General features: G+C 42.8%; 11 protein-coding genes. 5 read left to right on the top strand and 6 right to left on the bottom strand.

The genetic code is table 11. The annotated features are described in order from the left end of the window. Window positions 1-190: 190 nt before the first annotated feature. Together FE392_RS10590 and FE392_RS10585 are read left to right on the top strand one after the other, a co-directional pair. The gene (locus tag FE392_RS10590; protein ID WP_319930188.1) at window positions 191-997 is read left to right on the top strand and encodes an inositol monophosphatase family protein; all 807 of its coding nucleotides are present in this window, start codon (window positions 191-193) and stop codon (window positions 995-997) included. 435 nt (window positions 998-1,432) lie between these two features. Continuing rightward, complete coding sequence (locus tag FE392_RS10585) at window positions 1,433-2,566, top strand: alpha/beta fold hydrolase (RefSeq protein WP_319930187.1); 1,134 nt, start codon at window positions 1,433-1,435, stop codon at window positions 2,564-2,566. A 362-nt stretch (window positions 2,567-2,928) separates the two neighbouring features. Here the strand turns inward: FE392_RS10585 and FE392_RS10580 are convergent, their stop codons facing one another. Beyond that, window positions 2,929-3,666, bottom strand: a complete 738-nt coding sequence (locus tag FE392_RS10580; protein WP_319930186.1) for a class I SAM-dependent DNA methyltransferase — start codon at window positions 3,664-3,666, stop codon at window positions 2,929-2,931. Window positions 3,667-3,894: 228 nt separating this feature from the next. Further along, complete coding sequence (gene ybfF / locus FE392_RS10575; protein ID WP_319930185.1) at window positions 3,895-4,677, bottom strand: esterase; 783 nt, start codon at window positions 4,675-4,677, stop codon at window positions 3,895-3,897. 259 nt (window positions 4,678-4,936) lie between these two features. On the opposite strand from ybfF, the gene seqA reads away from it, so the two are divergent. Both seqA and pgm read left to right on the top strand, forming a co-directional pair. Continuing rightward, complete coding sequence (seqA, locus tag FE392_RS10570; protein WP_319930184.1) at window positions 4,937-5,473, top strand: replication initiation negative regulator SeqA; 537 nt, start codon at window positions 4,937-4,939, stop codon at window positions 5,471-5,473. Between the two features lie 117 nt (window positions 5,474-5,590). Next, window positions 5,591-7,231 (top strand): phosphoglucomutase (alpha-D-glucose-1,6-bisphosphate-dependent), encoded by a 1,641-nt coding sequence (pgm, locus tag FE392_RS10565; RefSeq protein ID WP_319930183.1) that lies wholly within the window; start codon window positions 5,591-5,593, stop codon window positions 7,229-7,231. Window positions 7,232-7,295: 64 nt separating this feature from the next. Here pgm and FE392_RS10560 read toward each other — a convergent pair whose 3' ends face one another. Both FE392_RS10560 and FE392_RS10555 read right to left on the bottom strand, forming a co-directional pair. After that, window positions 7,296-7,628, bottom strand: a complete 333-nt coding sequence (locus FE392_RS10560) for a hypothetical protein (RefSeq protein WP_319930182.1) — start codon at window positions 7,626-7,628, stop codon at window positions 7,296-7,298. Between the two features lie 2 nt (window positions 7,629-7,630). Next, window positions 7,631-7,993 carry a hypothetical protein gene (locus FE392_RS10555; RefSeq protein WP_319930181.1) on the bottom strand — a complete coding sequence of 121 codons (363 nt, stop codon included), beginning with the start codon at window positions 7,991-7,993 and terminating at the stop codon, window positions 7,631-7,633. A 492-nt stretch (window positions 7,994-8,485) separates the two neighbouring features. Between FE392_RS10555 and pulA the strand changes: the two genes are divergently transcribed. After that, the gene (gene pulA / locus FE392_RS10550; protein WP_319930180.1) at window positions 8,486-11,296 is read left to right on the top strand and encodes a pullulanase-type alpha-1,6-glucosidase; all 2,811 of its coding nucleotides are present in this window, start codon (window positions 8,486-8,488) and stop codon (window positions 11,294-11,296) included. Between the two features lie 13 nt (window positions 11,297-11,309). Here pulA and kdpE read toward each other — a convergent pair whose 3' ends face one another. After that, window positions 11,310-12,020, bottom strand: a complete 711-nt coding sequence (gene kdpE, locus FE392_RS10545; protein WP_319930179.1) for a two-component system response regulator KdpE — start codon at window positions 12,018-12,020, stop codon at window positions 11,310-11,312. Then, window positions 12,017-14,740 (bottom strand): two-component system sensor histidine kinase KdpD, encoded by a 2,724-nt coding sequence (gene kdpD / locus FE392_RS10540; RefSeq protein ID WP_319930178.1) that lies wholly within the window; start codon window positions 14,738-14,740, stop codon window positions 12,017-12,019. The genes kdpE and kdpD overlap by 4 nt, the downstream gene beginning before the upstream one ends.

The raw sequence follows: 14,740 nt of genomic DNA, 5'->3' as shown, positions 1-14,740 counted from the left end.
ATTTTATTTTAATTAGTTATGCCAAGTTCGCATAAACTTATATCCATATGTTTAAAAATGGATTTTCCTTAACTGCTGAGATAAAATTTTTCTTTTTAATTTATTGTCAATACATAGAAGAACCGTTTTGATTGGATCTTTTTTGCGTGTCAGTCTAGATCTTTACTCTACATAAAAGGAATGTACCCAGATGTTGGAAATAGCTCTTGAAGCGGTAAATAGTATTAGAAAAAAAACGCAGGATGCTTTTAATGGAGCGGAGAAATTTGATTATAAACCTGACCGCTCTATTGTGACCCAGACTGATTTAATGTTGGAAACAGAAATTCGCAATATCTTTGAAAAGCGCAGTCCGGGAGTTCCCGTTTGGGGAGAGGAATACGGACTGAAGGGCGCAGAGAAATTTGAATCGGGTTGGGTGATTGATCCCATTGATGGCACCAGGGCATTTTTATATGGCATTCCCTTATTCAGTACGTTGATTGCATTTGTTGAACAGGGAGAGCCGGTTGTTGGGGTGATGAGTTTCCCAGCTATTTCAACCACCATTTATGCGGCAAAAGGTAAGGGGTGCTGGAAGAGTGTGGAAGGCAAGCCTCTGCAACAATTGAAGATTGCAAAAAACTCACCGGAAAGGGTGGAGCAGGCGGTGATCACGGCCTCAGGAATACACAGTACAAGCTATAACCTTGCTGATGGCACAATCGCTTATGATCTGGATTCATTGGTAAAAACTGCGCGGGATTTCACGTTTGCCAATGATGCTTATCAGCACGCGATGGTTGCTGCCGGTCGTTTGCATTGCGCTATTGATACCATAATGAAACCGTGGGACAGCGCTGCAATTTTACCTTGTATCAGGGAAGCGGGAGGAGACTTCTGTTCGCTGGATGGTAGCCGGGGAAAAGTGATGTTAGGCGGCAGCTTGGTGTCAGCCTGTACGCCAAGATTACTTGATAGTGTAGTAGAAATGATGAAGCCACTTACGTCAGATTAGGGTGCCTAGCTTTAATCAAATAAACAAAACCCTCCTGATCTTATCGGCTACATTCGGGCTATGAATTGCAATGTAGCAATCTTACTATGCGTAAAAACTGTGCAGCAGATCATGTTGCGCAGCATATTACCTGACAGCTCATTGATGATTTTTGCGTTTTATACTAGTTTGGAGAATCAAAATTAATCATCATTTCTTTATAATATCGATTTAAAATAAATTCACAGAATATTATATCAATTACTAATTATATACATTCTCATTTAATAACATCAGTGATTACTTTCGTAGATTATTCTTTCGAACAAGGATATGATGCACCCGCTTTGGGGGCTTTAAGCTGATTTAAAAGTAATCATATCCGGTACATATAAGATGCAATTCGTGATATTGCAACTTGGCAGTACTGGGTATCAATGAAGATAGGAGAGTGATATGACAGTATCATCAGAAGAAAATTGCAAATTAAGTAACACAGAAACTGAAGTATTGAAAATATGCCAGGAAGTACTGCGGGTGGAATCGATGAAAGTTTCAGATGATTTCTTCAGTCTTGGTGCAGATTCCATCTCCTTAGTTGAAATGCAAATTTTCATTGAGCAAGATCTAGGCAAAAAAATCGACTGGAGTGATGTGCTCAGATTTCGAACTGTAGAATCTCTTGCTACTTTTATTGATTCAACCCATCGCCTTCCTCCCCAAGACAAGAGGGATATTGAATGGCGTGGGGTCAAATATGCATTTCGTGTAATCGGTGACATTAATACTTCAACAACCGTGCCGAAGTTGATCATTGCTGGTGGTTTTCAGGATATGTATTCCTTGCCACACCTTGAATATCTTCTTAAAGATGACGGCCCGCTCATCATGGTTGATTTACCGGGTACAGGCGCTGCGGATGACGTTCCCAAAGATGAGGGATTCGAGTTTCTTGCGGAATGTATCCTGCATATTTTGGATGTTCTTTCTTTGCAGAAAGTAAATCTTATTGGTATTTCTTACGGTGGCTCCACTGCCTTGGAGTTTTCTCACCGGTGGCCTGACAGGATTAATAAATCAGTATTGATTGGTGCTGCATTGACTCAGCCTCTTCATATTCAAGAACGGTTCGATGAAGCATTTAAGTTGCTGCATGAAGAAAAATATGACGAATCTATCGAAAAAATCATTTCGTGTATTCTCTGTCTTGAGCCGGGTGTTGATGTTTTAGGAAAAGACACGACTTATAAACTGCTCAAAACGACATTGCAGGAAACAATCCGCCATTTGGGTAACAGGCATGAAGGGCTTCAAAGACGCCTTTTGAACCAGAAGAAATATGAGAAAGCTGAGAATTTTGACAAGCCAATTTTATGTGTGACAGGTGAACATGACATCATTACGCCACCTGAAAATGTGAAATATTGCGCTTCTCTTTTCCCTGGTTCGATCTTTACTACCATCAAGAAATCAGATCATCTCGTTATGGTAGAACGCCCGGATGTTTTGGCTGATCTTCTGATTCGTTTTTTCAATGATAAAGGCTTTTCCGATACCCATTATTTGAATGAGATTGAAACTATCAATTAATCATTTCTTTTTAAAAGAAACGATTAATTAAACTTGGCAGTATGAAATACTGATCGGGTAGGTTCCTTTCTTTCCAAATGCCAGCGTTATTGGCTGTGTTGGTGTGTTTCAGTCATATTGTAAATTAACAATGTGACTGGAATTGATTTGCCATCGCATGATATTTTGAAACCTATTGACTATTAAATTACTCGCAAATTATTAAGATTGGTTTTTAATTGGCAGGATAAAAATGTATTAGATAAAGAGTATGTCGGATAAAGAAAATATTGATATCATAAATGTCGGCAGATTGGAGGATTAAATAAAATATTATTTAACGCACAATCCCCCTAAGGTTCGGGGGAATATTATACGGTATTTTAAAAGTGACAAACGAGGGCGGTATCAAGACAGTTCCGTTGATAATCGTTCCAATAACCTGGGGGCTGGCTGGCAATATCACTTTCCATCAGCATGGGTTTATGCCATTCAAAATGTTTTAAACCGGCTTTTTTGATGGCATCCTCATATTGCTCACGGCTCCAGCGATACATTGTACAAGGGCTGCGGGGAGTTGTCATAAATTCAGCTTTTAAAAGGGTGGTATCTTTTACTGGTTCTTCGCTGAGTACTTTGATGGAATAATTCATGTAATTCCCTTTTTCCAATCGGAAATTGGGTTCAAATGTATAAGCGACGAGTTTACCGGAAGGCTTGAGGTGATCTGCAATGACACGGAACATGGTTTGAAGGTCTTCAAGTGATTCTGCGTGGCAAAATAACCAAGCGGCAACAACCAGATCAAATTTACCCATTTGCCCCATTTTACAGACATCGCTTATATGAAACTCAATCCCATCATTATATTGTTGCGATTTATTTCTGGCAATTTCGATCATTTTATCGGATATATCGACACCAATGACTTTTGACGCGCCAAGTTCTTTAAACTTACGGCCAAAAAGACCATATCCGCATGCTAAATCTAACACTGATTTTCCTTGTACATCCCCGGCCAGATTGAGCATGGTACGAATTTCCACTTCAATATGTGGCGTTGAGTCTGAAAAACTTTCGTAAAGATGTGCAATAGGATTATATAAAATATTATCTTTCATTACCTTTTACCCTTAATTCAAGTTAAATGCTTTTATGGAAGATACTATTTAGTATTGATGTGATATTTAATAGTTTTTTTATTTATATATATTAAGGGATTTATAACAAAGAAGGTATAACTATTTTTATTTTGGTTCCATTATTTACACGCCATCCATTTTTACAACCCACCCATTATTTATAACCTGTATTGAGTGGGTTGATATATTTATTTCTCTTATTTTTTCTTATTCTTCAGTTCCTAAAAAACGATGAATTGCCCTGAGTACCGCTTCTGGTTTTTCTGCATGAACCCAATGCCCGCAACCGGCTACAACCCATGCTGTCGCTTTCGGGAATTGGCTGATAATATCTTCCCGATATTCTTCCGTAACGTAATTAGAATTCCCGCCACGGATAAACAGAGCTGGTTGTGACCATGCGGGAATACGTTCCCAACCGATAATTTTTTCGTACTCTTTTTGCAAAACCGGCAAATTGAATTTCCATTCTCCCTGACGGAATGATTTTAGCAAGAACGGAATGACACCATCTTCCTGAATATCTTGCAACATAATATCTGTTGCTTCTTTCCGGCTTTGTACACCTGCTTCTGTGACTTTATTCAACGCAGCAAAGATACTGTCGTGGCGACGAACTGAATAAGCAACGGGAGCGATATCAATAACCACAATTTTATCGATACGGGCCGGGGCAACGGCGGTCATGGTCATGGCAATTTTTCCGCCCATTGAATGCCCGATGAACGTGGCTTTTGGCACATTCAGTTCATCAAGGAGGGTCAAAACATCCTGGGCCATATCGCGGTAATCCATGTTTTCCATTCTTGGTGAAATACCGTGATTGCGTACATCAATTTGAATCACTGGATAATGTTGCTGTAAATCACGGGCTAATATCCCAAGATTATTCAAATCCCCAAAAAGACCATGAATCAGAACAATGGGAGTCGATGAGCGGGGATTATCCGGTGTGTGAAAGTGATAATTTAACTGACTGTTTGATTTCATGATTTGCCTGAATTTAATACGGTTTAGACTATGTTTAATATTGAGATATTTAATATCATGTCACGCAAACAGTGACAAATCTACCGGGGTGAGGAAGTTGTAACTGCTTGATTTATTTTAGAGGAAAGACGCTTTTTTTAAAATTAACTATTTTAAAAAGAATCACTTTAAGTTATTGAAAGTTTAATTGTTTTGTTTTGTGGCATTATATCTTATAATCCCGGAATAATTTTTTCATTAAGAACAGTACTGGATAGAAATGAAAACGATAGAAGTTGATGAAGAACTTTACCGCTTTATTGCAAGCCAAACCCTGCATATCGGTGAAAGTGCATCTGATATTTTACGGCGCATCTTGAAATTGGACGCCGGGCAGCCAGTACAAATTACACCGCCTGCCAACGATCCTGAACCAGTTGTTAAAGCTCCGACCGCGCCGCGTCCCCGCGATTCTGTCCGCGTCATTCGTGAATTGCTCCTTTCTGATGAGTATGCGGAAAAGAAAAAATCTGTTGAACGCTTTATGTTGATCCTGTCCACGCTGTACAGCCTGAACAGCGAGAGTTTTTCTAAAACAACTGAAGCGATGCATGGCCGTACCCGTACCTATTTTGCGGGTGATGAGCATACACTGCTGGCCAACGGCAAGCAGACCAAACCTCGTCACATTCCCGGCACACCTTTCTGGGTTATCACCAATACCAATACTGACCGTAAACGCAGCATGATCGAGCATGTGATGCAGGATATGCAGTTTCCGGCAAATCTGATTGAAAAAGTGTGTGGCACTATTTGATTTACTTGATTCACCGTTTTTCGGTTTAGTGAGTTGATCACCTAGCTACTGTAATCCGCTGAACCTATTTATAATGCACTGGAAAATCATCCAGTGCAGTCTCTCAGGAGAAATAAAGTGGCAATTCATCCAAGAGCAGGGCAGCTTGCCCAGCAGCATGATTTAATCAATGTTGCCCAGCTCACCTCCCAATATTATGCGCTGCAACCACATCCAGAAAATCCAGCACATAAAGTCAAATTCGGCACTTCTGGTCATCGTGGCAGCTCCGGTCGCAATAGCTTTAACGAAGCACACATTCTGGCTATTACGCAAGCGATTGTCGAAGTACGCTCACAGGAAGGGATTTCCGGGCCATGTTATGTGGCTAAAGATACTCACGCACTTTCAGAAGCCGCCTTTATTTCTGTATTGGAAGTATTAACGGCGAATGGAGTGGATGTGATTGTGCAGGAAAACAATGGGTTTACGCCAACTCCTGCCGTTTCCCACGCTATTTTGTGTTACAACCGCCAGGGAAAAAATCTGGCAGATGGTATTGTGATTACGCCTTCTCATAACCCGCCAGAAGACGGTGGCATTAAATATAATCCACCTAATGGCGGGCCGGCCGATACTGATCTGACGGCGGTCATAGAGCGACGGGCCAACGAATTACTGGCAGATAATCTCAAAGGGATCAAGCGTCAGCCTTATGAACAGGCATTAAAAAGCGAATATTTGCATCAGCAGGATTTAGTTGACCCTTATGTTACTGCTTTGGGCGAAGTGGTGGACATGGCTGCTATCCAGAATGCGGGGCTAAAAATTGGCATTGATCCATTGGGGGGTTCAGGCATCGCTTATTGGCAGCGGATTGGTGAATATTACAACCTTGACCTGACACTGGTGAATGATAAAGTCGATCAGACTTTCCGCTTTATGACTCTGGATCATGACGGTGTTATCCGCATGGATTGCTCATCTCGCTGGGCCATGGCGGGTTTGCTGGAGTTGCGTGAAAAATTTGATTTGGCCTTTGCCAATGACCCTGACTACGATCGCCACGGGATTATTACTCCGGCTGGCTTAATGAACCCTAACCATTATCTGGCGACGGCCGTGGATTATTTATTCCGTCACCGCCCACAATGGCCTGACAATATTGCGGTAGGCAAGACACTAGTTTCCAGTGCGATGATCGACCGCGTAGTGGCTGATTTGGGGCGCGAATTAGTGGAAGTGCCTGTGGGTTTCAAATGGTTTGTTGATGGGCTGTATAAAGGCAAACTGGGTTTTGGTGGGGAAGAGAGCGCTGGCGCATCCTTTTTGCGCTTTGATGGTACACCGTGGTCAACGGATAAAGATGGCATTATTCTTTGCCTGTTAGCGGCTGAAATGACAGCAATCACGGGTGAAAATCCACAGCAGCGCTATGACAAACTGGCTTCTCGGTTTGGAACACCAAGTTACAGTCGCATTCAGGCTGCGGCAACCCATCAGCAAAAGGCATTGTTATCCAAATTGTCTCCCGAAATGGTTAAAGCTGAGATGCTGGCAGGTGATCCAATTACTGCCCGTTTGACGACGGCATCTGGTAACGGTGCGTCTATTGGTGGCTTGAAAGTGATGAGTGACAACGGTTGGTTTGCTGCTCGCCCATCCGGTACAGAAGAAGCCTACAAAATTTATTGTGAAAGTTTCCTCGGTGCGGAGCATCGTGAAAAGATTGAGCAAGAGGCTCAGGAAATCGTTAATCAGGTGTTTGCTGCGGGTTAATTGATTTTTTAATTTACCAAGCTGGAGCAATGACTCCAGCTTGGTAAATGTGTAGTCGGCATTCTTAATGGTTGCCTGCTTCTAAAGAAAAGCTGCATCTTTTAAGATCAAAATTAACAGAGATTTTTGGATATGTATTGAAATAAACGTCCAACCCTGTATCTACTTCATAAGCTGAAAAGAGAGAACTAAATATATCTTCGTCGATACTGAGTTCTACATATAATTTTGTCATATGACAATAGTCATATTTGCTATCTGAAAAATATAATTGAAATTCTTTTACTTCACCTGCCGCCAGAGTTTGATTCAGTAAACTTTTCGAGTTTGTGTCTTTTACGTTCACAAACATGGCATATTCCGTTTTGTTTTCTATATACTTATTTACCCAAGGCATTTTTATTCTCCTTCTCCCTTATGTGCTGATTTCAGAGGTAATTTATCCCCTGCTTCACCTTTTGTGGGAACTAGCATCATTGCATAACTTAACGTATCAAAAAATATTAAAAAATTATTGTAGGTATAGAAAAAACCATCTAACTCACTATCATTTTTCTTTGAGGTAAAAGTCTGCCTAATGAGAAAATTAGGTGTATTCGCAAATATTTCTATATAGTCTAGATGAAATATATCTCCCTGATAATTAAATGAACTAAATGTATAAGGGGGAGCTTCTTGTATATGAACCTCGCTATGTTCTTTTTCTTTTAATGTGATTTGTATTTCGAAATTGGTGCCATTATAGAATTCTTTATTTTTCATATTAACCCCTGATGGTGCTTATTTATTATTGTGCTTTAAGTATGGTTTTTTTTATTCTTAACTGGATATTTAATCTGTTTTTGTTGATGTTTTATTTAAAAAATAATTGGCTGATTTTTTTTCTTATTTTTAATCGATGAATTTCATTTTGATAAACATAAATTAAATTTATTATGGAGAGACTCAATATTAGATCATCCTTTATCCTACGCCCTGGATTTTTTCATGAAGGAGGATGTTGTTTTCTGAGTTACTGCTTTAATTACACTATTTTTTATTGTGGATAGTTATCTTTCTATACTCGCTAGATTTCGAATTGCAATCAACATAGAGGCAACTTGAAAGGCACAAAAATATAAGAAAGGGTTGTATATGAAATCCGGCTTTTGGAGAAAAATTTATCTTATTTTGTCGGGCGGCATATTTATTTTATTACTTACGAACGGCTGCACAGATAAATATGCTTTGCTCAGCATAAAGGAGAAATCGGTGATGGCACAAAGTTTAACTCAGGTATCAAGAGAACAAATTTTTTGTACTACTGAAACTTCTATTTCAGAATCAAAGGCTTTTCAGGCGTCAGCACACTGGGTGGATAAGCAAACTCTATTATGGTCTGAGGGAGCTGGTAAAGCCATTGTCCGACTGTATTATAATCAAAACAATAAAATCGAAGCGAATAATCAAGGTTGTTTTACAGATAAGTATCTGACGCTTACACCAACAACCTTGAGTCAAACAACGGCTGAAAAATTTCCTCACTTAGCTAAATGGGCGGCATTCCGTTTACCAGAAGGAACGGTTATCGATCCGCTTCTGACGGGGGATTTGATGGTTTTGGCAGCGAATGAACAGGGCACAATCATATCCTCCACTCAAGTTCAAACAGCAGGCGTATTGGATGATCGTTTCGCTGATGCTGCCGAAACATTGGAATATGGGGCTAAACTAAACGGCAACGGCGTTTTTTTCCGCCTTTGGGCACCGACTACGCAAGAAGTGGCTTTGATTATCTATGATCAGGATAAACAGAAAATTGCCAAACATATAATGGAACGTGATGCAAAGAGTGGTTCTTGGTCATGGCAGGGGGATGCGGCTTTAGTGGGGGCTTATTATCGCTATGCTTTGACGGTGTATCACCCCTACACCCGGAATGTAGAACGCTATGAAGTAACCGATCCTTACTCTCATAGTCTGTCCACAAATTCGGAATATAGCCAGGTCATCAATCTGGATGATCAGGCATTAAAGCCCCAAAACTGGGATAGCCTGCTGGCACCCCATCCGCAAAATACGCCCTCAGATATTGCACGTATGGCTATTTATGAAGCGCATATTCGCGATTTGTCCGTCGCAGATAGCACAATGCCCGAAGCGTGGCGTGGTAAGTATCTGGCACTGACAGCCAATAACAGTGATATGTTCAAACATCTCAAAAAGCTGAGTCAGGCAGGAATGACCCATATGGAACTGTTGCCGGTCTTTGATATCGCTTCGGTTAATGAATTCAGTCATCAGGTCGCCGATCTTGAAAATTCATTCAGTCGATTATGCCAAATTAACCCTGCGGTGAAAAACAGCCGCTTTGCTGATTATTGCCATAGTTCATTGACTGTACGGCAGGTTTTGCAGCAATTACAACGTGAAGACAATATCCATAACCCACAGGTGCAAGAACTTAATGCTATGGTCGCAGTAACGGACTCGTATAACTGGGGGTATGATCCATTTCATTACACTGTACCGGAAGGTTCCTATGCGACTAATCCGGAAGGTTCCGGTCGTATAAAAGAATTTCGCGCCATGATACAGGCCATCAAGCAGCAACTGGGCATGAATGTGATTATGGATGTGGTTTATAACCATACTGATGCTGCCGGCCCGACATCTCGAACGTCGGTCTTGGATAAGATAGTGCCTTGGTATTATCACCGGCTGGATGAGGTAACGGGCCAAGTTGAAAATCATACTTGTTGTTCTGATACCGCGCCGGAACACCGCATGTTTGCTAAATTAATTGCAGATTCATTGGTGACGTGGGCTAAAGATTACAAAATAGATGCATTCAGGTTTGATTTAATGGGGTATCACCCAAAAGCTCAGATCTTGTCTGCACTGGCAAAAGTGCGTGAAGTTAATCCATCCGTCTACTTTTTCGGTGAAGGGTGGAACTCCGGTCAGGATGATCGGTTTGAAAGTGCTTCGCAAGTGAATCTCAGCGGAACAGGCATCGGCACTTTTTCTGACAGATTACGGGATGCCGTGCGTGGCGGCGGGCCATTTGATTTTGCTGATAGTATTCGCATCAATCAAGGCATCGGCAATGGTGCAGGAACAATGCCCAATGAAATTGCTCGCTTAAATGCTGATGAAGTGCGTCATTTACTGGATCTCGTGCGTCTTGGTATGGCTGGCAATTTAGCTGACTTCACTATGGTCAATAAAGATGGTGAAACAAAAACAGGCCAAGAGATCGATTATAAAGGTGTAGCGGCGGGCTATGCTGTTAATCCCACGGAAGTATTGAATTACGTATCCAAACACGATAACCAAACATTGTGGGACATTATCAGCTATAAAGCTGCCTCTCAGGCAGATTTGGGGGTCAGAGTGCGCATGCAGGCAATTTCGCTTGCGCCAGTCTTTCTTGGGCAAGGTTTGGCTTTTGATCAACAGGGTTCAGAATTATTACGCTCAAAGTCATTTACCCGTGATTCTTACAATGCAGGTGATTGGTTTAATCGTGTTAGCTATGATTACCGCGATAATAACTATGATGTGGGTCTGCCTGAATATGGTAATGATGGCGTGAATTATCCGTTGATTAATCGGGTGAAAAATCAGGTGAAAAAGCCTGGCCGCGATGAATTATCACAAATGATGGCCTTTTATCAGGAGCTATTGCAGCTACGGCAATTTTCTCCGTTAATGTCTCTAGGAGATGGCGCTGCAGTTAAACAACGTGTCGATTTTATGAATGTTGGCCCACGTCAGCAAATCGGGCTATTGGTAATGACCATTGATGACGGAAACACAACTTCTGCAGATCGTGATTGGCGATTTGATGGCTTGGTGGTGATAATCAATGCGGCACCGTGGTCGACACCTGTTAAAGATCTTAATGCACAGGGGCTGAGATTGAATGACATCCAGCGTGAATTGGGTGAATCTTCTTTGGCCGCGGGGGTACGTATAATGGAAAATGGTGAAGTTATCATGCCAGCCTGGTCGGCAGCCATATTAGTTTTACCACAGGAAGGGAGCCGAGGAAGAGGGCTTCCTGTCCATCACCGCCGCTAATTGGTATAGGCGGTTAATCAGGCATAAACCGATAGCCAACCCCTGTTTCAGTCAGGAGATATTTGGGACGGGCAGGATCAGCTTCCAGTTTTTGTCGAAGGTGCCCCATATAAATTCTCAGATAGTGATTGTGTTCAATGTAATGTGGCCCCCAAACATGGTTGAGTAAATAACGTTGTGTTAGTACCTTGCCACTGTTGGCCAGCAACTCAGTCAGTAAACGATATTCAATCGGGGTCAAGTGAAGTTCCGTTTCCCCTTTTAAAACTCGGCGGTTGATTAAATCAACCTGAATATCCGCAAAATGAATAATGGGAGCAGGTTGGCTGGTTTTAGAGGAGTGGCGTAGGGCAACGCGTACTCTTGCCAACAATTCATTGATGCCAAAAGGTTTGCTCAGGTAATCGTCTGCACCCAAATCCAGCGCCGTGACTTTATCTTGTTCGCTGTCACGGGCTGAAAGTACAATGATTGGGATATCACTCCATTGGCGTATATCTTGAATCAGTTCGATGCCATTTCCATCAGGCAGCCCTAAATCAAGGATCAGTAAATCCGGTCTGCGAGTGGCAGCTTCAATTAAACCTCGTTTTAATGTTTCACATTCAAACACCCGCCAATTCTCACTCTCCAACGCCAATCGTACAAAACGCCGGATCTCTTTTTCATCTTCAATGATTAAAACTGTACTATTTTTGTTTGTGCTGCTTTTAGTCGTGTTCACATGTCCTCGGCAATATTTTCAATTTTTGGAGGGTCTGCCAACGGTAAAACAAAGTGAAAGCTGGCTCCACCTTTTTTATTGTTAGTTGCCCATATCTTGCCACCGTGAATTTCAATAATCGCCCGGCAAATGGCTAAACCCAATCCGACTCCGGGTACAGCCGACTCTTTGCTGGAGCGTGAGAATTTGTCAAAAATGAATTGTTCCTGCCCTTGTGGTATTCCGGTTCCCGCATCCCAGATTTCAACGTGTATCTGTTTTTGATTCGTTTCGTGCTCAATAGTGGCTTGTATACCCAATGGTGTTTGTTCATGGGTATATTTGATGGCATTTTCCAGCAAGTTAATGAAAACGCGTTCCAACAAGGTACCATCGCAATGCAAGAATAAATTGGCCGGCAAGGAAAGCTCTACGTTGTAACGGCTGAGAGTATATTCCAGTGAACGTAAGGCACTGCCAACTATTTCATCCAATGAATGCCACTCAATATTGAGCTGAATACCACCCGACTGAATACGTGCCATATCCAGCAAGTTATTGACCAAGCGTGATGTGCTGAGGATCTGTTGGCGAATTTGGTTAACCTGTTTCGCATGGGGTGAGTTTTCGGCAGACAGATTCAGCATCAGTATTTCTGCCTGTCCGAACAAGACGGTCAGCGGGGTTCGTAAGTCGTGGGATAGCGCAGCCAGCAACGAGTTGCGTAGTTGTTCCCGTTCTGCCTCCAATTTGGCGGATTCTGCGCTGCGGGCAAGGTGCAAGCGCTCCAGCGCGTTGGCAATAAGCCCTGTGAAGGTTTGCAGTAATCGCTGTTGTTCCGGCACCAATAATTGGCGCAGGTTAGAGGATTCTATTGCCAGAACAGCAAAGATCTGGGAAGGCGTGGCAATGGGTTGCAATTGGTAAGGCACGCCCGGTAATGTATCTGTACCGGCTCCGGCAGGCTGTTTTTTATCGAAGCACCATTTGGCGATCGCTTCATCAATATGCATTTGCCCACCGTTATTGGATCTCACCTGATACAAGTGATGATCGCTGTTTAGCAGCAATAATCCCGTTTTGGCCTGAAAGCAGTTGGACAGAAAATGATAGCTGATTCGGGCAACGTCATCTTCGTTGAGGGCTTTGCTCAATTCGCGGGTAATTTCATATAAGTGCCGTGTTCTTTGTTCTCGATAACGGGCAATTCTGGCTTGATAGCGAATTCCTGCGGTCAGGTTACCCACGACAACGCCCACAATCAGCATAACAGTAAAGGTGAGCAGGTATTGCATATCGGTAACTGCAAGTGACCAGTGCGGTTGGACAAAAAAGATATCAAAACTGATGACATTGATAAAAGCGGCAAAAACGGAAGGCCACCGCCCATAAAACAGGGCAATGACAACAACGCCCAGCAGGTAAAGTGTGACTAAATTGGCTTTATCAAGGGTGAGTAAAAATGTGCGGGAAAAAAAGGTAGTCAGGATACAAAGCATGATTGCCATGATAAAACCCTGAACTTGGAACCGCCATTTTTCATTGAATAGGCGATTATCTTTCGGCTCCTTATGTCCATTGTTTCCGCGTTTTTTGTCCTCCAGTGCAACAATGACCAAATCCAGATCAGGGCCGAGTTTTCCCAGACGCTCAGAGAAATCGGGACGCCATTTATAGTTAAAAAAAGTTGAATGTGATCCGTAATAACGGCCAATAAGGATTTTGCCCAAGTTATGCTCTCTTGCGTAACGCAAGATGGCTTTTTCTTCATGGGAGTCGGAAAGCGTTGCGGTTTCCGCACCCAGATCTTGTGCCAATTTTAGTGCTTTCAGAATGGTTCGCCGTTTGCCTTCCGGCAATCGGTGTAATTTAGGGGTTTCAACATAAACGGCATGCCAGACACAATCCAGTTTTGCCGCAAGGCGCGCTGCTGTTCGAACCAGTTTTTCGTTTCCTGCATTATCGCCGATGCATAACAGTAAATTATCCCGCGTATGCCACACAGGTTCTTTTCCCCTGGTGTCACGAAAGGCCCGCATTTGATCATCTACGCGGTCAGCCGTGCGGCGCAAAGCAAGTTCGCGCAAAGCAATCAGGTTGCCTTTACGGAAAAAATGCTCGATGGCGCGCTCGGCCTGACCAGGGATGTAAACCTTGCCTTCATTAAGCCGCTGGCGAAGATCATCCGGCGGAAGATCAACCAGAACAACATCATCAGCCTGATCAAATATATGATCAGGAATAGTCTCCCGGACACGGATCCCCGTGATCGCTCCAACCACATCGTTCAGGCTTTCCAGATGCTGTACATTGATGGTGGTCAGGACATCAATACCCGCTTCCAGTAATTCCTCCACATCTTGCCAGCGTTTGGGATGGCGGCTTTTTTGTGGATTGCTGAATGCCAGCTCGTCCATCAAAATGATGGCCGGATGGCGGGCCAGGGCGGCATCAATGTCAAATGCCGTTATCCTGCGCTTGTGGTAACGAAAGTGCTTTGGCGGCAATCGCGGCAAGCCCTTCAGCAATGCCGCAGTTTCTTGCCTCTCGTGGGTTTCAACCACGCCGATAACCACATCCAGCCCCTGTGCCAGCAAGCGTTGTGCTTCCTGTAGCATGGCATAGGTTTTGCCCACTCCCGCACAAGCCCCGAAAAATATTTTGAGCTTGCCGCGCGGTTTTTCATTCGCCAGTGCCAGCAAATCATCCGGATCGGGCCGTTGTGGTTCAAGTTGATCCAT

The sequence above is a fragment of the Xenorhabdus santafensis genome, from assembly GCF_033949405.1.
GTDB lineage: Bacteria > Pseudomonadota > Gammaproteobacteria > Enterobacterales > Enterobacteriaceae > Xenorhabdus > Xenorhabdus santafensis.
This window is presented reverse-complemented; position numbering and strand designations above follow the sequence as displayed.

Coding starts and splice junctions, on each gene's coding strand:
- FE392_RS10590 (WP_319930188.1), top strand. CDS start 191: ATGTTGGAAATAGCTCTTGAAGCGGTAAATAGTATTAGAAAAAAAACG.
- FE392_RS10585 (WP_319930187.1), top strand. CDS start 1,433: ATGACAGTATCATCAGAAGAAAATTGCAAATTAAGTAACACAGAAACT.
- FE392_RS10580 (WP_319930186.1), bottom strand. CDS start 3,666: ATGAAAGATAATATTTTATATAATCCTATTGCACATCTTTACGAAAGT.
- ybfF (WP_319930185.1), bottom strand. CDS start 4,677: ATGAAATCAAACAGTCAGTTAAATTATCACTTTCACACACCGGATAAT.
- seqA (WP_319930184.1), top strand. CDS start 4,937: ATGAAAACGATAGAAGTTGATGAAGAACTTTACCGCTTTATTGCAAGC.
- FE392_RS10560 (WP_319930182.1), bottom strand. CDS start 7,628: ATGCCTTGGGTAAATAAGTATATAGAAAACAAAACGGAATATGCCATG.
- FE392_RS10555 (WP_319930181.1), bottom strand. CDS start 7,993: ATGAAAAATAAAGAATTCTATAATGGCACCAATTTCGAAATACAAATC.
- pulA (WP_319930180.1), top strand. CDS start 8,486: ATGGCACAAAGTTTAACTCAGGTATCAAGAGAACAAATTTTTTGTACT.
- kdpD (WP_319930178.1), bottom strand. CDS start 14,740: ATGGATCAACTTGAACCACAACGGCCCGATCCGGATGATTTGCTGGCA.